Below are 20,866 nucleotides of genomic sequence, written 5' to 3' on the forward strand. Positions count from 1 at the left end.
TCCTAAGAGTTTAGTGCTTCTCTTAATTCATCAAAGGCACCATCTTTGTCTAAAGAGATAACTTTGATATTACGGTTAATTTTTCTTGCTAGTCCCATTAGAACTCGTCCTGGTCCAACCTCAACACAAAGAGTGTCATCATCTAGGCTTGCAAAACTTTGAGTCCAAAGAACTGAACCATCAATTTGCTTGATCAGGTTCTCTTTTACAACTTCACCGTCTGTACCAATTTGATACTTTTTGGCGTCAATATTGGCAATATAAGGAATTGTCGTTTTATTAAAAGTTACGTCATTAAAAAATGCTGCCATATTTTCTCTAGCTGGTTTCATAAGACTAGAGTGGAATGGAGCACTTACTTTCAGCTCAACTGTTTTATGTGGTTCAGAGAAGTTTTCTGAAATCCATGCAACGGCCTTGTCACATGCGTCTGCATGTCCCGAAATAACGATTTGTCCTGGCTCATTAAAGTTTGCAGGCATTACTTCATTGCCTTCAGTTGAAACTTCTTTACATGCTTTTTCAACGATATCTGCAGGAACTCTCATTACTGCATACATTTTTCCCATTCCCGCAGGAACAGCTTCTTGCATATATTTTCCACGATTGTGAACAGCTCTTAGTGCATCTTCAAAGCTTAGAGCACCAGCTGCAACAAGTGCAGGGTATTCACCAACTGAGTGTCCAAGTACACATGAAACTTCAACACCTGCTGCATCTAAGATCTCTTTAGCTTTTTGAAATAGGCCAATTGAGTAAGTCAGAATTGCTGGTTGAGTGTTTTGTGTAAGAGTTAGCTCTTCTTCAGGGCCTTCAAGCATAATCTTTGAAAGGTTGTATCCAAGAGCTCCATTTGCTTCTTCAAGTAATTCAAATGATGGGTGTCCTTCAAGACTTTTTCCCATTCCTACGTATTGTGATCCCTGACCAGGGAAAATTAAAACAACTTTTTTCATAATATAAAACCTTAATTAATATCTTAGTAGAGTTGCTCCACTAGTTAAACCTGCACCAAACGCATCTAGTAATAGTAGCTGACCACGTTTGATTCTTCCATCAACAATTGCTTCGTGCATTGCGATTGGAACAGTTGCCGCAGATGTATTTGCGTACTTATCAATATTAACAATTACTTTCTCTGGGTTGATTCCTAGAAGTTTTCCTGTTGTTTCGATGATTCTTACGTTTGCTTGGTGAGGGATTAACCAATCAACTTCTTCTAAGTCTTTACCTGCTTTTTCTAAAACTTTTTTAGCATTTTCGGCAAGAGTTCTCGTTGCTACACGGAACATTTCTTTACCTTTCATTTGCATAAAGTGAGTTCTCTCGTTTAGGTGTTGAGATGTAATTGGATCAACTGCTCCACCAACTGGTTGGTCAAAGAATTCTTTACCTGCACCATCTGCACCTAATTCAAGTGAAAGGATATCTGAGTCATCACCATCTTCGTTTGCACCAACAATGGCAACACCACAACCATCTCCAAAAAGAATACAAGTGTTACGATCTTCCCAGTTCACTTCTCTAGATAACATTTCCGAACCAACAACAAGGGCATTCTTAATTGCACCCATGCGAATAAGTCCTGTCACCATATTTAAACCGTAAACAAATCCAGAACATGCTGCTGCAATATCAATGGCCGCACACTTATTTGTGATTCCTAGCTTTTGTTGAAGAATACAAGCTGTATTTGGAAGTTTATAATCTGGAGTAACCGATGCGAAGATAATCATATCAATATCATTTGGCTCAAGGTTTGCCGCTTTAAGTGCATCTTGAGTTGCATGGTAGGCCATATCACTTGGCCACTCGCCACCTTCTGTTGAGCAAATATGACGCTGACGGATTCCCGTTCTTTCATAAATCCATTCGTCACTTGTTTCAACCATACTTTCTAGGTCGACATTTGTTCTAACTTCTTTTGGAGCGTAGATTCCAGTTCCTTTAATCTTTACTTTAATATCCATTTAAATTCCTAATCTTGGTAATAAAAAATTGCGCCTATTTTATTGAGTATAACAATGATGGGGAAGGGCAGGGGCGTTATTATTTGACACTGTGTGTTTTTGAGTCAAATTTACAATAAAAGGCCACGTTTGTGGCCTTATGTTCATTTTAAAAGTTTTGAAGCTTCTTTAAGCCTTTGTAGACGGCGTGAAGCCAATCCTGTCTTTAAGAATTGAACAAGATCTGCTTTCTCATCCTCTGTTAATTGTAGTGGACGTCTAATATCGTCATCGCTTATTAACTGATATCGCAATTTATTGTTAACAAAATTTTCATCTTTTACGATTTTTTCTTCGTAATGACCTTGAGTTACCTCTGTGACAATATAGTTTTTAATAGCAGGACGCGTGTGATTATAGTGATCAACAACCTCTTCTAGAGTCTCATAAACACCGTTGTGCATATAGGGTGCAGATAGATGAATATTTCTTAGCGGTGGTGTTCTGAAATTATATTGGTCTGCCTTATTGCCAGTGACTTCGAAGCGACCTTTATCGTTCAAGGTAGCATCTGAACTGATTGGCCCAATTTGTGGAAGCCCAATTGATTTATAATCCCAGTCCGTTAAGTGTTGGCCACTGTGGCAGTTGATACAAGCGCCTTTATCTAAGAAAACTTTTAGACCTCTTTTTTCGGATTCATTTAGTGCTCCTTGATTTCCATTTAAGTATTCATCGTAGGGAGTATCAACAAGGTTAAAGTTTCTAGTGATAAAAGCTGCTAGTGCATTAGCAACATGTGAAATATCAATTTTATTTGCTTCAAAATCTTTTGGGTAAGCGCGTTTGAAAAGATTTTGGTACATCGCGCTTTTAGATCCATTTAGAAGGCGCTTAACTAGAGCATCCCACTTTGCTAAGTCTCCTTCTTTAGAGGCGATTTCATTATCCTTTCCTAACATCTCTTCAACAGAGAGGAGAGGGAAGATAACTTGAGCTGCTAGGGCATTGCGAATTTTCTTATTTAGTTCAGGCTTGTTATTAAGCTCCACACTTGGAGTTTTAAATTCACCCTTGTTCCAGTCAACGTGAACTCGTCCATCCCAAAACATATCTGTAATTTCGTCGTAGCCAAGATTGATTAAGGCCGGAGCATGGCGCTTAATAATATGGCCTTTGCCGTCTTGAACGCGACTTTTTCCAAGTCCGGCACCACCAGTTCCAATTGAGAATGGAATATTGTCTCCTGTACCAAGCATTGGATGATGACAGTGCATGCATGTGATGTCTTTATTTCCACTTAGGCGAACCTCTGCAAATAGGCGCGATCCTAGAATTACTTCATTCTGATTTTGTAGTTGGGATTCAGGTAGGGAAGTTAAGTTGTGTTTTTTGATGAGCTTAGAAAGTGCTTCATCTAATGGGGACAGGGCAAATGTATTAAATACGAATGCAATTGTTAAAAGTAGTCTCATGGTCTCTCTCTCAGTTTGTGTAGTTTAGTTATACTAAAAGAAAGTTTGATGGGTCAAACTGATTTTTATTAGGTTCCAGCAGACTTTGAAAACGCAAAAAGCCCACTCGTAGAGTGGGCTTTCTTATATGAGAAATAATGAATTATCTTATTCTTCTACTTCTTCTCTGTCTGCTTTTGTAGCGAATACTTTCTTACCTTTCCAGTAACCAGATGGAGAAATACATCCCTTCTTAGTTAACTCACCAGTTGTTGAATCAGCTACAACTACATTATTCGCGTAAAGCTTGTGTGTTTGACCAGCTCTTCTTAGGCCTTTTCTTGAAACACTTGTCTTCTTCTTAGGTACTGCCATTTTCTACTCCGTTATATTCAACTTCAATTTTTAAAAATCTTTACGAATGAGCTTACTTAAATACCTTACTCACTCCATTATTACAAGCCTAAAAGTTAGGCCTTATTAATTCTTATGTTCGCAACTGCCTGTATTTAGGTCGACTCCACAAGTTTGACATAGACCCTTGCAGTCTGCGTCATGAACTGGGTAGTGATTTATGGCCAAAAAGCAGTTTTCTGCTACGGCTTCTCTTAAATCTGCCTTACCTCTTTCGTGGAAAAACATATCTGCAGTTTCATCAGAGATGTAAATCTCATCAACTTCTTCATACTCAGGATCGTCTTCATATCTCTTATTAATAAAAGCACAAGTGAACTCTGTTTCAAACTCTTGAGGAGTATCAATAAGACAACGTACACAAGTTGCTGTATAGGCTCCTGAAGCTTTTCCTTTAACGATTAGGTGCTCGCCGAAAGTATAGTCGCGAGCATTTTTAAGTTGAAGTTCAACATTTAAGTGCTCGAAGCCCTCAGGCTTAACTTCAGGTTCGAAGTCCTTTGTAATACCGTCTAGGATTGATTTTACCCACGCATTATTTTTATCAGTAAGATGATAAGTTTCAAACTCGTCACCTACGCGTGAGATGAGAATCGTTGAATCTTTTAAGAATGTATTATCTTTATTTACGATTTGCATTTTTTCCTCTGTGATTTGAGTTCTCTGTTTATATTGCGAGGGGCCAAAAGGCAAGAAAATTAGGACATTATGAACTTAATCGTGTAGTTTTTTACTTATGAGAATCTTTCTAACGGGCTTTTCTGGAGCCGGCAAAACAACATTTGGTGAGAAGCTATCTAAGGATGATAAATTTCAAGTATTTGACTTAGATGAAGAAATTTTTAATCGTATGGGAACTGGCTATGACTCGCTTGCGGAGTATATTCAGGACATTGGCATTGAAGAATTTCGTAAAGACGAAATCGATATGATTAAGCTACTTCATCAAAATATGAAAGATGATTATCTTGTTTCACTTGGGGCCGGAGCATTAGATGAGCAAGTTGTGGTTGATTTCATTTCAGAAATTGGCGGAAAGCTTGTTTATATTCAAAGTACATTTGAAGAATGCTGGGAAAGGCTTAAAAAGGATAATAATCGTCCATTGGCCAAAAATGGTATCGATTTTATGAAAGATCTCTATGAAAAGCGAACTCCAAGCTATGAAAAAAGTGATCTATTTCTTACGCAGGCACAAATTCAAGAAATAAATACAGTAGAAGAGCTCTTAAAATTGCTATAACCCTTCTATTTTGATACGATTTTAGACGATGTTATGTCCTTAGAAGGAGTTTTTGCGCCATGACAATGATTAGTCCAAAAGTAGCCATTCTTTCTTCGATGATTGAAGATTGTAAGGGATTTTCTAAAATCTTTAAAAATATCAATATTCTTATTGATTCATTTGATGACGCAGATTCATTTCTAATCTCTCATATTCAAAGACAATATGACTTAGTATTAGTACGCGCTCAAGATGTGGACTATGAAGGCCAATCTCTTTTTGATCGTCCTGAGCTAAAGAAAGTTCAAAGAGCATTCATTGTTGCTTCAAACTCTGACTTGAAGTCAGTTGCTAAAATTGAAAGTCTTGGATCGATCTTCACTGAATTAGATCTTCTAGTGCAAGTGCGTGGAGTTCTTGATCAATATAATCGCAAAACATCTTTAATTAGACAGGTTAATCAGCTTGAAACTTTCCATGATAAATATCGTCACAAACAAGAAGCTTTAGTTGCAAGTCTTGAGAGTGAAAGAACGAAGACTCTTTATGGAAAAGATTTCTTTGAAGTTTGCGACATAATTAATTTCAATAAAGATGAGAGTGACTTTAAATCTCTAATTGCAAATGTATTTGAGCCACAAGAATTTGTAACAAGTGTTACAGTTTTTGATCTTAATAGTAATACGAATAAGTTATGTGCCGTTAAATATGATGGGATGAAGAATATCAATGTTCCTGATATCTGGTTAGGTCATATTAAGCTTAGAGGGGTTAATGAGAACGGAATGAATATGGTAAAGAATATAGTTTCTAGCCTTGTTCATAATCCTGTTGTAACTCTTGCAATGTCTGCAAATGGTGTGGATATTACAACTGTTGTAGCTCTTGAAGTTGATCGTGATTACTTATTTAATTTTAACTGGCAGGTTGTAGAGTCTCTACTAAGTGGAGTATATGCTCAAATAGTGAATGCAAATACTCACTCAGCTGCGGTGGCAAGTGCTCAAGGACCTTTTGAGTTACTTGGTCAAATCTCTCAAACTACTCACGGAAGAAATCTTATTGCTGTAGACACTTCTGAAATATCAGATCTACTGGAATTAAGATCGGACTTTGATTTTGATTGGGAAACTTTTTGGCGCGATATGAAGATCAATCTATCGCAGATTACTAATTTATCAAATATTTATAATATCTCTTTTGAATCAATTGTTTTAGATGTTGAAAATGATTTCTTCGAAGAAAGTTTTGCAGCGGCAAAAGATCTTTGCAAAAATATTCGCTTAGCAAAGTATTTTTCAGGGAAGGATAAGAGTTTAATTCTTTCAATGTCATTAAATGTATTTGAAGTACCATATTCTCAGTATTCAATGGTAACAACAGCAAGAAAGTTGAAAGCTAAGAGATCGTTTCAAGAAAGCACAATATGAGAATAAAAAGTTGCATGGAGATTAACGTCTCAACTCTTGCAAATAATTACCAACTACTGAAAGAAATTTGTCCAAATAATGAAGCCCTTTTTATGGTTAAGGCAAACGCCTACGGCCATGGAATGGTTCCAATTGTTAAGTTTGCGTACTTTGAACTAGGGATTAAAGAATTTGGCTGTGCCAGTATTGGTGAAGCCTTAAGACTGCGTGAAGAAATTCCTAATGGAGAGTTTGAAGTATATGTTTTCTCAGATGTGAATCTAGATCTTCAAGAAGCAGCAGATATCTATTTAAATAATCGAATCATTCCAGTTCTATCAAACGAATCAAACTTGAAGTACTTTTTAGAGCAAGAAGACTTTAGATATTTTCCTCTGTGTTTAAAATTTAATACGGGAATGAATCGACTTGGATTGAGGCTTGATCGAATTGATGAAGTCGTTAAACTAATTAAAGCTTCAGGTAGAAAGAGTATCTATCATTTGATGTCGCACTTTTCGAGCTCTAGTTTATCGATGGATAAAAATAAGAGAAATCTTGCACAAAAAGAAAATTGGCGTGAGCTAAAATCGCAATTGCTTGCATCAGGGATAGAAATTGATAAGTCATCACTTGCAAATTCTGGAGCAATTGAACAGAAAGTAGGCTTGGAGGAAACACACGTAAGGCCAGGACTTATGATGTATGGACCAACTTCACTTCTTCCTCAGTATAGTCACCTGAGCTGTTGGCAAGGAAAGTTAATTTCTAGACTTGAGACAACTTTTATCAACAGTTTTAAAGTAGATCGCGGGACTCCAATTGGTTATGGAGCAACTCCATGTCCAACAGATGGTGTTGTTGGGATATTTGCACTTGGCTATGGGGATGGCTTTTCGACTCGTTATCAAAATGTTCACTTAAGACACGGTAAAGAAATTGGCCAAATTGTCGGGCGAGTGAATATGGATATGGGACAAATTTTGTTTAATAACCAAGATCTTGAAATTAAAAATGGAGAGAGATTTGTGGTTTGGGATCAAAGTGGTGAGAACTTCTCTAACATATGCCTCGAGTCTAAGACAATTCCTTATGAAGTGTTCATTCACTTAACAGAAAGAATTCCCAAAATTTATCGACAGTAAGTAGCAGTTTCATTTTTTTTCCCGTAAAATTTCAGTAATGAATTATTTACTTAGAAGTTTTGTCATCTTTAATGAAAACTTAGGTCGCATCATTATTAAAAATGTTGCGGGCCTTGGAACGATAATGAATTTTATCGTTAACTTTTTCTATTGGGCCAGTCGAAAGCCTTATCGTTTCAAATTATTTTTTGAGCAGATGGACTTTATTGGCAATAAAAGTTTATTCATTATTTTCTTGGCCGGATCATTTACGGGAATGGTTATGGCCTACCAAACTTATTTTGGTTTCAAGTTAATTAATGTTGATTCACTAGTTGGGCCAGTTGTTGCAATTACACTAGCTAAAGAATTAGCTCCGGTATTAACTGGTTTGATTGTTGCAGGACGTGCTGGAGCAGCTATGGCAGCGCAGATTGGAACAATGAAGGTTACAGAACAAATTGATGCACTTGAAGTTATGGGTATTAGTAGTGTTCAATTTCTTGCTGTACCAAGAATTGTTGCCGGAACATTATCTCTACCATTACTTTCAATTTTCTTTCTCTTAGTAGGAAATATTGGATCTTATATTGTTGGTACTGTTGCCCTAAAAATTGATGATGCGATTTATCTCTCAAAGCTTGGACAGTTCATGTATGTCTCAGATATTTTCCAAGGAATAATCAAAGCTATCGTATTTGGATTTGTTATTTCTGTTATTGGAACATATTTTGGTTTCTCTGTTACAAAAGGTGCCCAAGGGGTAGGTAAGGGAACAAACTTAGCTGTTGTTTGGGGAATGATCTCGGTACTCGTTCTTGACTATTTCTTAACGAGCTTTTTAGTGCAGGTGATGTAGAATGTTACACTTTGAAGATTCGTCAGTAAAAATATTTAATTTAACTAAGACTTTTGGAAAACATACTGTCTTAAATGATCTTAGTTTTGATATTCAAAGAGGAAGTATTACAACAATCCTGGGGTTCTCAGGAGCGGGGAAGTCGACTCTTTTAAAACATATTCTAGGGCTTCATCATCCAACTTCTGGAAAAATTGAAGTGTTAGGCAAAGATCTTTCTCTTTTAGAAGAAGATGAACTTAGAAAGTTTCGTCAAAACTACGGAATGCTTTTTCAATATGCTGCCTTATTTGACTCTAAAACAACTTTTGAAAACGTTTCTTTTCCATTAGAAGAGTTCACTAAAATGACTCCAAAAGAAATAGAAGAGAAGGTGTTTGGTCTACTAAAGTCAGTAGGTCTCCAAGAAATTTCATTTGATAAATTACCAAGTGAACTTTCTGGGGGGATGAGAAAGAGGGTTGGTCTTGCAAGAGCGCTGGCCTTAAGTCCACAGGTTATGCTCTATGATGAGCCAACTACTGGTCTTGATCCAATTACGACTAAAATGGTCAACGACTTAATTGTCGATACGAGCCATAAACATAAAGATATAGGATTAACGTCAATTATTATTTCTCACGATGTTAAAGCGACGCTGGAAATTTCCGACTACGTTGCCTTCCTTAATCGTGGTAATATTGTTGAGTACTTACCAGCGAAAGAGTTTAGAAATTCAAAGCACCCTTTGGTGCAAGAGTTTATAAATCTGTAAGTACTAAGCCTAGGGAAGAGGGTTAAAATGAATGAATTTAAAGTTGGGCTAATGGCCCTAACTGCCATGATAGCAGTTGTTGTTATGTCACTTATTGTGACTTCAAACCAATCTGGTTTTGGAGCATATAATGAGTACTATACAACAGTAAGTGATGCGTCTGGTATTTTTCCAAAAACACCAATTAAGGTTGCAGGTATCAATGCCGGCCGAATTAAAGAAATTCGTCTAATTGGAAATAAAGCAGAAATTACTTTCGAAGTTCTAGCAAGAGTAGGAATCACAAAAGGTTCAAAACTGAAGATTCGCTCTGTTGGTTTCCTTGGCGATAAGTATCTTGAAATTTATATCGGAAACTCTGAGGTTATTCTTCCTGATGGTTCAGAAATTATTGCAGAAGAGAAAGCGGGGATAGAGACGCTTTTAAAAGATGCAACAGATGTTATGCAAGATGTAAAAACACTTGTCGGAAGTATCAAAGAATCATTTGTTCCAGAAGGTGGCGAGCCTGCAATGAAAAAGATCATTCGCGACGTTCAGCTTACTCTAGAAAATACTCGTGAAATGACTGCAAAATTGAATGATATTGTTGGTCGCAATAACGAGAAGATTCAAAATATTGTGAATAATCTTGAAGCATTTTCTGATCAAATTGCCTTTCAAACAGATGCAAATGAGCCTGAAAGTACAGTTGCTGATGTAAAAGAAATTTTAAAGAAAACAGATCGTATGATGGCCGACCTACAAGGCCTTGTAAGAGATATTAAAGATGGTAAGGGGACAGTTGGTAAGCTACTTGTAGAAGAAGAGATTGCTGATGAGGTTAAAACGACTTTAGCTAGTGTTCAAAAAGTTATTGGGCGTGTTGATAGTATTCGTACTCAATTTTCTGTTTATACAGGGGCCAATACGGGAACAGGACAAACTGATACGACAGCTGAACTTAGAATCTTTCCTTCTCCTGGACGTTTCTACTTACTTGGTGTGACAACAACTGAGTTTGGACCAGAAAGAAGAAAGATTACAGAGACGACTGTTGGTGGAACCACAACTGTTGTTGATGAGAAGAAAAGAAAATATAACGATATTCTTCTTAACCTACAGCTTGGCCGTCGCATTGATAACTGGACATTTCGTGGTGGTCTAATTGAATCATATGGTGGATTCGCTGTGGATTATAATTTTGACGATATTGGTCTGGTATCTTCATTAGAAGTTTTTGATTATAGAGAAGATGTAGGGCCAAATATTCGCGTTGGGCTAGATTTACAACTTTGGAACGTACTTTATGGTAAAATCGAAGGTGAAGATTTAATTAATGACCCACATGCAGTATATAGTCTTGGTCTAAAATTTAATGATGAAGACTTAAAAGGATTCATAGGAATTTTTCTATAGGATGTAGTAAATAGATGATGATGGACAATAGAAATTGGCTAATTCGCACAAAATCAAATAAGATTCTTGGCCCACTTTCGAAACAAAAAGTTATCGAATTTGTTCAAGATGGAACACTTACAGAGGAAGATGAAATCTGTAGTGGTAATGGATATTGGTTTTGGATTAAAGAAGACGATTTATTAAATCGTTATTTATTTGGCGAAGAAGAGCAAAGTTTCAATCCTGTATCAGAGGCAAAAACAAAGGTTGCCTCTAGCGTATCTAAGCTTGTAAAGACTACTGGTATAGTCGAAAAAATTAAAGACTCTGAAGAACTTCCTGCTACACCAAGTTCTACTGAAGCTGAAACGACGGCTTCTGGATCAATCTCAATAAATACAACAGAAGATGGTGAAGAAATCGTTTTACCAGAAGATGGTGATCTCGATTTTCCTGAACCAATTGATTATAGCAATAATACTCTTCCACAACATGATGCTCCAGTTGTTACAAACACAAGTCCGCTAAAGGATATGGATGCTGGTGTTAGTATGGCCGAAGTTGCTGAGGCCATGAATGTAGAAGAGGAAGAAATTGTATTACCAAGTGATGATGACCTAGACTTTCCAGATCTGGGAAGTACACAGTCAACGCTTTCTCTCGTCTCTGAAGAGCAAACGGACACATCAAGCAGTGAGAGCCAAATTGATCTTCTTGTTGCTGAAGCAGAAGCTGAGAAAGAGATAATTGTCGCTGAAGCAGATTCTAATTTAGACGAGATTGCTGAAGATGCGAGACTTGCTCTTGAGGAAGAAAAGCTAGCTGGGCTTCCGGCATCGGCGCCAAATTTAGATGAGGAAGAAGAAATAAAGCCTATGAAGGCCGTTGAAATGCCTCGTCCAAAAAGAAAGAAGACGAAGAAAAAATCGACGAAATCAAAAAAGAAAAAGAGAAAGAGTGACTATAGCTTTGTCTATGTGGCCATTGGAGTTCTCATAATTCTTTTATTTTTTATTTCTAAGTTTTATTCAAAGTTAGTGGGAAAGGATCTCTTTTCTGAGCTTCATTTTAAAATGCCTACTACAACAGTATTAGCGCAAGAGTTTCAAGCAGATAAAAAAAAAAGATATTTTTAAACTTTGTTAATATTTCTTATAATTTATCGTTAAGTGGAGTTGAGTACAAGCCTGAGTTTGTAAAATCAGCACCTCCAAATTGTTCAAATATTTCACAATTTGAATTTAATTTAATCTATGCATTTACAACTTCTGGCCAGTCCTCAAACCAGTGGATTGAGTTTCAGGCAAAATGTCAGGAGCTATTTTATTCAGATCTTATTGTTCAAAATAAAAAAGAGAGTCGTTCATTAAAAGCACTCGAGGAAATCGAAGAAGCTTTAAAGATGAAGTTTGATAGCAAAAATATTGGACATCAGAAGTTTTTGAAAAAGTTAGAAAGAGAAAACTTTCATCAATTGATGTTAGAAATTGTCGTCGCTTCTTCTTTAAATAAAGCAGAATGGTTAACTGGTGTAATCATTGACCTTTTAAAAAGAAATATCGAATTATATCCAGTTTGGATTAATGAAAATATTCCGCGTGAAGCAAGAGCAAGGTATGAGGGAGCACTCATACGTATTTTTGATATTATTAATAACTCAAGTATTGATGAAGTTTATAAACTAATGCTTTTAAAAAAATTCACTCATATCTCTTCTGGAGATAGTCGATTAAAACTATCACAGCTTCTAAACCAAACATTTGGCTCGACTCTTGAGTTTGATCTCTCTAGTTATAAATTTGGAATCAAGCTCGCTCCATTTTGGGTTCAGGAATTAGAAGACTTTAAGTTGAAGCAAAGACTTGTCGAGCGCTATTTTAATACTCCTGCGATTCAAGGTTTTGATGACTATGGAAATATTTTGTTTGAATATAATATTCCAAATATAGGAAAAAAGAGGGATGAGTTAATTGAGAAGGTAGCTTCATCTTATCAGTCATATAATTTTGAAAAAATGATGTCATTGATTGTTGGACTTAGAAATCCTGTCTTTAAGCGAGAATTAGTTAAGAAAGATAAGTTTTTTGAAAGACCTATTTTTAGTATTGAAAGAACTTATCTGGCAGAGAAGTTAAATGAAAAAAATAGTAGCTGGATTGCATTTCATTTACTATATCTAGGGCAAAGAGACGAAAATATTATTAAGAACATAATGGTCGACCTATGAAGAATATATTTATTTATCCAACTGATACAGTTTGGGGTATTGGTGGAAATCCATTTGAAATAGAAACATATGAACTGATCGCAAAGATTAAGGGGACTTCTGTAAACAAACCTCTGAGTATCTTAACAAATGATGTCCAACAGCTTATTTCAATCTCTAGAGGCTCGGAGAGTTTGGATGAGTTATTTGATGACCTCTTTAAGTTTCAGATAACAGTAGGGTTACCAAAAGCTAGCTTGTCACTTAATTTCCCTACAGGTCCATTTGATGAAACAAGCTTTATCTGTTTTCGCGTAATTCAAAATGAGATTATTGATGAATGTATTAGGGACTTCCCAGGTTTCATTACTTCTACAAGTCTAAACTTAACAGGTGAAGATCCTATTAGTGATACTGAAGAAGCTAACTTATTTTGGCAAAAGCATTGCCCTGAAACGAACTTTATCAGTTCCGAGTTTTTAACTCCAAGTGGGAAGTCTTCAACAATTGTCTTTATATCTGGCTTGAGTGCAAAAATAATACGAGAAGGTGAGGATATTAAAAATATTCTCGAAACATTAGATAAGCATGGAATTAATTACTGATTATTCTCAACCTGAATTTTATCGTTTTTCTCGTGATTCAATTGAGCTTGCTGACTCGGTTGTAAAATACCTTTTGGCAAAAACGATTAATCCAGAAACAATTGCTGACTTATGTTGTGGTTGTGGAGTTATATCCCTTGAAATAATTCAAAAGCTATCAAATAAAGTATCATTAAACACGACTTCTCTTGATCTCTATGAGCTTCAAGAAGAATACCTCGAACATATTGAAAATAATATTGATCAACTTCGTAAGTACTTACCAAGTATTAAATTTAAAACTCAAATTTGTAATATACTAGATGACTCGAACTTAGCTACTAATTCTTACGATCTCATTGTTATGAATCCGCCTTACTTTAATCATGCCAGCGGACGATCTGCTTTGAATGAAAGAACTAGGAAATGTCGCGAATATAAAGATGGCCAATTTGAAGCATTATTAAAAAAAGGCGCAGAGTTATTAGCGCCAAAAGGATATTTCTTCTTTGTTTGCCGTGAAGATAAAGATACAAAAAATGTCATCAGTAATATTTCAAAAAATTATTCAATTGAAAGATTAGATCAGACAAATGCCTTTTCAATATTTTTACTTTTTCGTTCTTAATTGAAAGAATAAGGACTTTAGAGATTCTTTCAAGTCATTATCACTAATATCTCTAAATTCATTTTCTGCTGCTTGCATAATTGCTTTGTATTCAGGGGACTGAGGGTGAAGTCTATTTTCAACTTCTTGTTTTACCTTCTCTTTTTGAACAACAGAAGATTTCTTTTTTGTGAAGTATTGATTATCTACTTGGAAAAAGACCTTTGAAATATGACCTTTTGTTTGTGGCAGTACATTACCAATAGACTTGATAATTTCTGTTTCCATATACTTAAGTTGTTGAGCATAAACTGGGTGAGACGTTAAAATAGTCAGTGACTTATGCTTAAGTTTCAATGGAATTGTAAATTGTGAAAGTCTTGGCCCAACAATTCTATCCCATGAATTTGAAAGATCGAGGAAGTCAAAAAGGTCGACACTTCCAAGGCCTTTTTGCTTGGGAGCATAGTTCTTATAGCGCGCCAGCTGGCCGTCAGTATCAATATCTTTAAGAATATCTTTCAGGTTTTTCACAGCATGCATCATATATTAAATAGGCTCTCACAGTCAAAGTAATAGACGATTCCATTAATCCTAGGCATATTAGTAATATGAAGTTTCTTATACTTATAAGCATCGTTTTATTAAGTTCTTGTGCAGGGTATCGTTTTAGTGATTCAAGTAATCCTTTTGAGGCCCAGGGCGTGCACAGTGTAACAGTTTTTGTTGTTAAGAATCACACAGGGATTACTGGCCTATCTCAAATTTATACAGATCAAATAGTTGAGACATTATCTTCATTTAGTAACTTAAGAGTTCGTTCTGGAAAGAATTATCGAAGTGATGCAATACTATTGGCCGAAATTACAAGTAAGAAAATTGCTGGTAAGGAAGTTAGGGAGCAAGGTGATACTCTGATGAGTGATGATCAGAAAAATCAACTTGGTGGAAATAGAAATGCATTCTATCTTTCGACTGAAGGTGCATATGATTTTGATATTGAAGTAAGTGTTTTTAAAAAACCAAACTTTGAAGAAATTAAATTCTACGAATCATTTTACAAGTTAGATCATTCTCAATTTCCTCGTAGTATTTTCTCTAAGAAATTTACGATTAATAGTTCTTTTATTATTGAAAATACTGTTGGTGGCATTGATACATCTGCACCTCTAAGAAGTGTAAAGAATAGAGGTACATTCAAGAAGTCTCTAGTAGATGATGCAAAAGAGTTCGGAGAAGACTTTAGAGAGGTACTTCTATATGCCTTCTAAAAAGCAAAGCTTCGAACTAAATGGTATTGATAAGATTGTTTCAGTTCTAGAAGCATTTGATGGTGTTTATCATCTGAGTGTTCCAGATGAGTTTACTTCAAAAATTATTTGCGATAGCTTGGCCAAGAAAGCTAAGAAGCTTTGGCCTCATGAATTTAGTCTCGACTTTATTGAACAAGAACTTCTTGCTGGTGGTGGTTTGTTTGGTCCATCAGGGCCATTCATTGTAATTGATGCTCAAGATATTAAATCAAATGCATTTGATACATTTAATAATAATCGTCATTTAATTAATGAATCAATTATCTTTATAACGAAGGGAAGGCTACCTAAGGGATTTCCTAAAGATGACTTAACGGCACTTTCTTTAAGTGCTCCTAAGCCATGGCATTTTGGCCAATACCTTGATGTTTTTGCAAAATATTTTGGTTTTCAGATCTCTGCTCAGATTAAAAACTTTATTGAAAAGTCTGTGCCTGAAAATGCTAGTGATTATTTCAACTGCTGCCATATTCTTTCTCACCATGTTGACGAGAGTGGGATGATATCTCTCGATAAGGCCAAGACTCTTATTAAGATTAAGAAATTGGATTTTTTTGATCAGGCAGATTTATTCAATCAATCAAATCTTAAAAGGTTTTATTTGAACCTTCTTCTTATTGAAGACGATTTTGGAATATATCTCGATTTTTTCCGCTCATTCCAGGGGCATGTAAATAAGGTTATTGATCCTTCATATTTGGCTGCGAAAAAAACACCTAGTAAATACGATAGGGGAATTCAGCTTGCTTCTCGTAAATGGGATTTCCAAGAATTAGTTAAATTTCAACAGAAAATGATTGATTTTGAAATCATGGCAAAGTCAAAGGACTTTTGGTTGAGAGACAGTCTACGAAGAGAATACTTAAGTCTATAGGATTAACTTCAAATAAGTACAAACACAAAAAGCGGAGAAATATCTCCGCTTCTTATATATTCAAACTTTCGAAAAAGATTAAAGTTTGTTGATTTGACCAGCAAGTCTAGATGTTTTTCTACCAGCAGCGTTACCTTTGATAACTCCGTGCTTAGAAAGACGTGAAAGAAGCTTTTGCGCTTTAACTAGTAGAGATGATGCCTCTTCTTTGTTACCTGCTTCAATAGCATTTCTTACGTTCTTTACAGCTGACTTAACAGCAGTTTTTCTTGCAGTATTTCTTTCGTTTCTAACAATTGATTGTCTAGATCTTTTCTTTGCAGATTTGTGGTTTGCCACAATCGACTCCTACGTTTAACTTGTTCAACATCTAATTAATAAGCCCCTTTTTATAATCTGCCAAGGGCCTTTTTGCAAGTGAAAAGTTAAAATTACACGATAAGTCACTATATTTTGTTGTTTTTGTTGGTTGGGCCATAGGACCAAATAAGGCCCTATTAACCAGTAATTTAATGGACGATCCCTTTTAAATTAGGTACTTTCAATGCCAATACAAAGGAGACACAATGATTAAACAAATTGCCGTTATTGGAGCAGGGCAAATGGGGCGTGGAATTGCTCAAGTTGCTGCTATGAATGACTATAAAGTTTTTATGTACGATATCAGTGCCGAGGGTCTTGAGTTCGGTCACAACTTTATCAAAAAGCAATTAGACAAAGGTGTTTCAAAGGGGAAGTGGGAGCAGTCTTACGTTGAGGCGACTCTTGCAAATCTTACGACAACTTCTGATATGGCCGACCTTAAGGATTGTGATCTATTCATTGAAGCTGCAACTGAAAACAAAGAAATCAAATTTAAAATCTTTAAACAATTAGATGAAATTGCAAAACCTGAAGCGATTCTTGCTTCGAATACTTCTTCAATTTCAATTACTGAAATTGCTGCTGCAACTTCTCGCCCAGCGAAAGTAGCAGGAATGCACTTTATGAATCCAGTTCCTGTAATGAAGCTTGTTGAAACAATCACAGGGCTTGAAACAAGTTCTGAAACAATCAACGCTGTGGAAGAAGCTGCTCAGAAAATGGGGAAGACTGTTGTACGCGCAGACGACGTAGCAGGCTTTGCTGTAAATAGAATTCTTATGCCAATGATTAACGAAGCTTTCTATACACTTTATGAAGGTGTTGCTGAAGCTAAAGGTATTGACGATGCAATGAAGCTTGGATGTAACCAGCCAATGGGTCCATTAGAACTTGCTGACTTCATCGGTCTTGATACTTGTCTTGCAATCATGGAAGTTCTTCACGATGGTCTAGGTGATACAAAGTATCGTCCATGTCCACTTCTGAAAAAATATGTAACTGCTGGGCGCTTCGGACGTAAAGTAGGTAAGGGTGTTTATGAGTACTAATTTTGAAACAATCTCATTTGAAAAAATGGGTGATATCGGAGTTTTAAAAGTAAACCGTGAGAAGAAGTACAATGCTCTTAACTCACAAGTTCTTCATGAACTAAAAGATTTCCTATCTTCACTAAGCGAAAATCATGACCTTAAAGGGATGATTTTTACAGGTGCTGGAGAGAAAGCATTTATTGCTGGTGCCGATATCGCAGAGATGAGTGATATGAGTGTTGATGAAGGACATGACTTCTCAACTCTTGGACAAGATGTAACGCTACTTTTTGAAAGTCTTAATATTCCAGTTATCGCATGTGTAAATGGTTTTGCACTTGGTGGTGGTTGCGAAATGGCAATGGCATGTGACTTTATCTATGCAACTAATACTGCAGTATTTGGTCAGCCAGAAGTTAAGCTAGGTCTAGTTCCAGGCTTTGGCGGAACACAAAGATTGTCTAAGCTTATTGGCCGCAATCGCGCCAAAGAAATCATCTATACTGGACGCAATGTAGATATTAATGAAGCAAAAGAAATTGGTCTTGTTGTTCGTTCATTTGAAACTCAACAAGAAATGCTTGATGAAGCAATGAAGACACTTGAGTCTATTGCAAAGAACTCACCAAATGCTGTAGCTATTTCAAAAATGCTTATGAATGAAGGAAACGACCTTACTGTTGAAGAAGGTCTAGATATTGAAGCTCGCCACTTTGGTGATATCTTCTCTTCTTACGATATGAAAGAAGGGACAGCTGCTTTTGTTGAAAAAAGAAAACCTGTATTTAAAGGGGAATAATAAATGATGTTAAGTGACTACCAAGAACTTAGAGACCTAGTTTCTAAATTTGCAGACAGTGAAGTTGCGCCACTTGCGGCTTCTATTGATAAGAATGAAAAAATTCCAACTGAGCTTGTTGCTAAGCTTGGTGAAAATGGATTCCTAGGTTCATATGTTCCAGAAGAGTACGGTGGAGCAGGTATGGATTACGTTTCATACTCGATTATCGTGGAAGAGATTTCACGTGCTTGTGCTTCAACAGGGGTACTAATCTCAGCTCACACATCTTTATGTGTTTATCCAATCTTAAACTTTGGTAATGAAGAACAAAAGAAAAAGTATCTTCCAAAGCTTGCTACAGGTGAGCATATTGGTTGTTTCTGTCTATCTGAACCAAATGCAGGAACTGATGCTGGTTCATTAACAACTTATGCAGAAGATAAAGGTGACTACTACGAGATTAGTGGAACTAAGAACTTCATTACAAATGGTAAAGAAGCGAATATCGCAGTTGTTTTTGCAAAAACTTCTAAGACTGATAACTATAAAGGAATCTCTGCATTCATCGTTGAATGTGACTCAGAAGGTTTCGAAGTTATGAAATGTGAAGATAAGCTTGGGATCAAAGGATCTTCAACAGCTCAAATCGCATTTGATAAAGTTAGAGTTCCAAAAGAAAATTTACTAGGCGAGTATGAAAAAGGTTTCAAAATTGCGATGAATACACTTGATGGTGGACGTATCGGTATTGCTGCTCAGGCCCTTGGGATTGGTGAAGCTGCATTCCGTTATGCTAAGCACTACTCAAATGAAAGAGTTCAGTTTGGTAAGCCACTTCACGCTCTTCAAGCGATTCAATTTAAACTTGCTGATATGAGTACAAAACTTGCTGCGTCTCGTCTTCTAATTTGGGAGGCTTCTCGTAGAAAGGATAATGGTGAAGAGTATTCACTACAATCTGCTCAGGCAAAGCTATTTGCAGCTGAATCGGCAATGTGGATTACAACTCAAGCGATTCAAGTTTGTGGTGGTAATGGTTATACAAAAGAGTATCCGGTTGAGAGATTCTTCCGTGACGCTAAAATTACAGAAATTTATGAAGGGACTTCAGAGATTCAAAGAGTGGTTATCGCTGCTAATGAGCTTAAGAGCTTAAAGTAGATAGTTGTTCAATTGAAAGAGAAGTGATACGGTTTTAACTTGTTATGTTAAAGAAAATCTTGGAGAAAGTAGGCATGGCCAAAAAAACTACTAAGAAGAAAACAGCTAAGAAAGCTGCGAAAAAAGTTGCGAAAAAAACGACTAAGAAAACAACTAAAAAAGCAGCACCTAAGACAGCTAAGAAAACAGCTAAGAAAGCTGCAAAAAAAGTTGCGAAGAAAACAACTAAAGCAGCAGCTAAGAAAGTTACAAAAAAGACGGCCAAAAAAGCTGCCAAGAAAGTAACAAAGAAAGCGGCTAAAAAAGTAACAAAAAAAGTGGCCAAAAAAGCTGAAAAGAAAGTCGCTAAAAAAGTTGCAAAGAAAACTACAAAAGTAGCAGCAAAGAAAGTTGAGAAAAAGACTACTAAAGCTGCAGCTAAAAAAGTTGCAAAGAAAACAACTAAGGTAGCAGCTAAGAAGACAACTAAGAAGGCTGCAGCTGAGAAAAAAACAACTGCAAAGAAAGCAACAACAAAGCCAACAAAAGCGAAAGCAAAGAAGGAAGAGGTTGTTGAAGAAGTTGTAGAAGTTGAAGAAGAAATCGTTGAGGTGCAACCAGAGCTTTTTGATGAAGATGAAATCGAAGAAGAAGAGCTTGAGGTTGCTGGTGAAGACGAGATTTTAGAAGAAGAGGACGAGGAAGAAGAAGTAATTAAAAAGACTCCACTTCCGGCAACTGAAGAAGAAAAAGTTGAAGAAGTATTCAGACTTGCTGAAACTTTAGACTACTTCCTAGGTGATACAGATGAGTGTTTAGCAAAAGGATGTGATAATCCTGCGACTACAGCTGGTTTCTGTCGTCTTCACTATATTGGATATTGGAAAGAAATTAAGAATAAGATCTCAATTCTTGAAGAAGGAATGCTTCAGAAGTATGTAAAAGAGATTATTGGTAAGTACCCGATAAAAGTTATTGATGAAGTTCTAAAAGATCTTAATGATGATAAGGCATTCGTAGATGTTCTTCGTGAGATGGATATTGAAGCGGATGAGAGCTTTGACGAAGTTGATGATATTGATGCAGAAGACGATCAGGATATCGCTTTTGAAACTAAGTCATCTGTTAAAGCTATTATGGATGAGGAATAGCGTCATTGTTTGCCCAAAGGCAAACTATTGGACGCTATGCCAGCTCCCCAATCTTTAGCTAGAAAACTAATTCAACAAGCCGGGTTCAAGCCCGGCTTTGTTGTCTCAGGAGCAATGGGAAAGGTGTCGCAAAATAAAAGCGACACTTTAGCGAAGCTAAAGTTAGCAAAACTCTCGCAATGAAAAGCGACACTTTCACGAAGTGAAAGTTAGCAAAAAAATTTACTTAAAAAATCAGAATTACTTAG

Annotated in this window: 23 protein-coding genes; 16 read left to right on the plus strand and 7 right to left on the minus strand. The window is 36.3% G+C overall.

What is annotated here, in order from left to right; translation table 11 throughout:
* Positions 1-2: 2 nt before the first annotated feature.
* From fabD to ACMAWV_RS11590, 5 genes are all read right to left on the minus strand, one after another.
* Entirely contained in the window at positions 3-956 is a 954-nt protein-coding gene (gene fabD, locus ACMAWV_RS11570) for an ACP S-malonyltransferase (RefSeq protein WP_412470338.1), read from the minus strand.
* A gap of 15 nt (positions 957-971) precedes the next feature.
* Positions 972-1,970, minus strand: coding sequence for a beta-ketoacyl-ACP synthase III (locus ACMAWV_RS11575; protein WP_103217829.1), 999 nt, complete (start codon positions 1,968-1,970; stop codon positions 972-974).
* Positions 1,971-2,113: 143 nt separating this feature from the next.
* The gene (locus ACMAWV_RS11580) at positions 2,114-3,424 is read right to left on the minus strand and encodes a cytochrome-c peroxidase (RefSeq protein WP_392993364.1); all 1,311 of its coding nucleotides are present in this window, start codon (positions 3,422-3,424) and stop codon (positions 2,114-2,116) included.
* Positions 3,425-3,571: 147 nt separating this feature from the next.
* Positions 3,572-3,778, minus strand: coding sequence for a 50S ribosomal protein L32 (gene rpmF / locus ACMAWV_RS11585; RefSeq protein ID WP_103217831.1), 207 nt, complete (start codon positions 3,776-3,778; stop codon positions 3,572-3,574).
* A 105-nt stretch (positions 3,779-3,883) separates the two neighbouring features.
* A complete protein-coding gene (locus ACMAWV_RS11590) occupies positions 3,884-4,456 on the minus strand; it encodes a YceD family protein (RefSeq protein WP_392993361.1) in 573 nt (190 codons plus the stop codon).
* A 97-nt stretch (positions 4,457-4,553) separates the two neighbouring features.
* Between ACMAWV_RS11590 and ACMAWV_RS11595 the strand changes: the two genes are divergently transcribed.
* From ACMAWV_RS11595 to ACMAWV_RS11640, 10 genes are all read left to right on the plus strand, one after another.
* Positions 4,554-5,060 carry a shikimate kinase gene (locus ACMAWV_RS11595; protein ID WP_103217833.1) on the plus strand — a complete coding sequence of 169 codons (507 nt, stop codon included), beginning with the start codon at positions 4,554-4,556 and terminating at the stop codon, positions 5,058-5,060.
* A gap of 59 nt (positions 5,061-5,119) precedes the next feature.
* Positions 5,120-6,472, plus strand: a complete 1,353-nt coding sequence (locus ACMAWV_RS11600) for a hypothetical protein (RefSeq protein ID WP_103217834.1) — start codon at positions 5,120-5,122, stop codon at positions 6,470-6,472.
* Complete coding sequence (gene alr / locus ACMAWV_RS11605; RefSeq protein WP_103217835.1) at positions 6,469-7,596, plus strand: alanine racemase; 1,128 nt, start codon at positions 6,469-6,471, stop codon at positions 7,594-7,596. The genes ACMAWV_RS11600 and alr overlap by 4 nt, the downstream gene beginning before the upstream one ends.
* Before the next feature lie 37 nt (positions 7,597-7,633).
* Entirely contained in the window at positions 7,634-8,434 is an 801-nt protein-coding gene (locus ACMAWV_RS11610; protein WP_103217836.1) for an MlaE family ABC transporter permease, read from the plus strand.
* Position 8,435: 1 nt separating this feature from the next.
* Positions 8,436-9,188, plus strand: a complete 753-nt coding sequence (locus tag ACMAWV_RS11615; protein ID WP_103217837.1) for an ABC transporter ATP-binding protein — start codon at positions 8,436-8,438, stop codon at positions 9,186-9,188.
* A 27-nt stretch (positions 9,189-9,215) separates the two neighbouring features.
* Entirely contained in the window at positions 9,216-10,586 is a 1,371-nt protein-coding gene (locus ACMAWV_RS11620; protein WP_103217838.1) for an MlaD family protein, read from the plus strand.
* A gap of 14 nt (positions 10,587-10,600) precedes the next feature.
* A complete protein-coding gene (locus ACMAWV_RS11625) occupies positions 10,601-11,704 on the plus strand; it encodes a hypothetical protein (RefSeq protein WP_412470337.1) in 1,104 nt (367 codons plus the stop codon).
* 266 nt (positions 11,705-11,970) lie between these two features.
* Positions 11,971-12,795: a hypothetical protein gene (locus ACMAWV_RS11630; RefSeq protein WP_412470336.1), complete on the plus strand. Its 825-nt coding sequence runs from the start codon at positions 11,971-11,973 to the stop codon at positions 12,793-12,795.
* Positions 12,792-13,379 (plus strand): L-threonylcarbamoyladenylate synthase, encoded by a 588-nt coding sequence (locus ACMAWV_RS11635; protein WP_103217841.1) that lies wholly within the window; start codon positions 12,792-12,794, stop codon positions 13,377-13,379. The genes ACMAWV_RS11630 and ACMAWV_RS11635 overlap by 4 nt, the downstream gene beginning before the upstream one ends.
* Positions 13,363-13,986 (plus strand): methyltransferase, encoded by a 624-nt coding sequence (locus ACMAWV_RS11640; RefSeq protein ID WP_412470335.1) that lies wholly within the window; start codon positions 13,363-13,365, stop codon positions 13,984-13,986. The genes ACMAWV_RS11635 and ACMAWV_RS11640 overlap by 17 nt, the downstream gene beginning before the upstream one ends.
* On the opposite strand, the gene ACMAWV_RS11645 is transcribed toward ACMAWV_RS11640, so the two are convergent.
* Positions 13,969-14,499 carry a DUF721 domain-containing protein gene (locus ACMAWV_RS11645; RefSeq protein WP_158246857.1) on the minus strand — a complete coding sequence of 177 codons (531 nt, stop codon included), beginning with the start codon at positions 14,497-14,499 and terminating at the stop codon, positions 13,969-13,971. The genes ACMAWV_RS11640 and ACMAWV_RS11645 overlap by 18 nt on opposite strands.
* A 77-nt stretch (positions 14,500-14,576) precedes the next feature.
* On the opposite strand from ACMAWV_RS11645, the gene ACMAWV_RS11650 reads away from it, so the two are divergent.
* Together ACMAWV_RS11650 and ACMAWV_RS11655 are read left to right on the plus strand one after the other, a co-directional pair.
* Positions 14,577-15,236 carry a hypothetical protein gene (locus ACMAWV_RS11650; protein WP_103217844.1) on the plus strand — a complete coding sequence of 220 codons (660 nt, stop codon included), beginning with the start codon at positions 14,577-14,579 and terminating at the stop codon, positions 15,234-15,236.
* Positions 15,184-16,152 carry a hypothetical protein gene (locus ACMAWV_RS11655; RefSeq protein ID WP_146037839.1) on the plus strand — a complete coding sequence of 323 codons (969 nt, stop codon included), beginning with the start codon at positions 15,184-15,186 and terminating at the stop codon, positions 16,150-16,152. Before ACMAWV_RS11650 ends, ACMAWV_RS11655 begins: the two co-directional genes overlap by 53 nt.
* Before the next feature lie 78 nt (positions 16,153-16,230).
* Here the strand turns inward: ACMAWV_RS11655 and rpsT are convergent, their stop codons facing one another.
* Complete coding sequence (rpsT, locus tag ACMAWV_RS11660) at positions 16,231-16,491, minus strand: 30S ribosomal protein S20 (protein ID WP_103217846.1); 261 nt, start codon at positions 16,489-16,491, stop codon at positions 16,231-16,233.
* Between the two features lie 227 nt (positions 16,492-16,718).
* Here rpsT and ACMAWV_RS11665 point away from each other — a divergent pair, with 227 nt between their 5' ends.
* The 4 genes from ACMAWV_RS11665 (at position 16,719) to ACMAWV_RS11680 (ending at position 20,618) form a co-directional block, all read left to right on the plus strand.
* Entirely contained in the window at positions 16,719-17,564 is an 846-nt protein-coding gene (locus ACMAWV_RS11665; RefSeq protein ID WP_103217847.1) for a 3-hydroxybutyryl-CoA dehydrogenase, read from the plus strand.
* A complete protein-coding gene (locus tag ACMAWV_RS11670; RefSeq protein WP_233189710.1) occupies positions 17,554-18,345 on the plus strand; it encodes an enoyl-CoA hydratase/isomerase family protein in 792 nt (263 codons plus the stop codon). The genes ACMAWV_RS11665 and ACMAWV_RS11670 overlap by 11 nt, the downstream gene beginning before the upstream one ends.
* A 3-nt stretch (positions 18,346-18,348) precedes the next feature.
* Complete coding sequence (locus ACMAWV_RS11675) at positions 18,349-19,488, plus strand: acyl-CoA dehydrogenase (RefSeq protein ID WP_103217849.1); 1,140 nt, start codon at positions 18,349-18,351, stop codon at positions 19,486-19,488.
* Positions 19,489-19,562: 74 nt separating this feature from the next.
* A complete protein-coding gene (locus tag ACMAWV_RS11680; RefSeq protein ID WP_392993341.1) occupies positions 19,563-20,618 on the plus strand; it encodes a hypothetical protein in 1,056 nt (351 codons plus the stop codon).
* Positions 20,619-20,866: the final 248 nt, after the last annotated feature.

The sequence above is a fragment of the Halobacteriovorax sp. RT-1-1 genome (assembly GCF_047085455.1).
In the GTDB taxonomy this organism is placed as follows: Bacteria; Bdellovibrionota; Bacteriovoracia; order Bacteriovoracales; family Bacteriovoracaceae; genus Halobacteriovorax_A.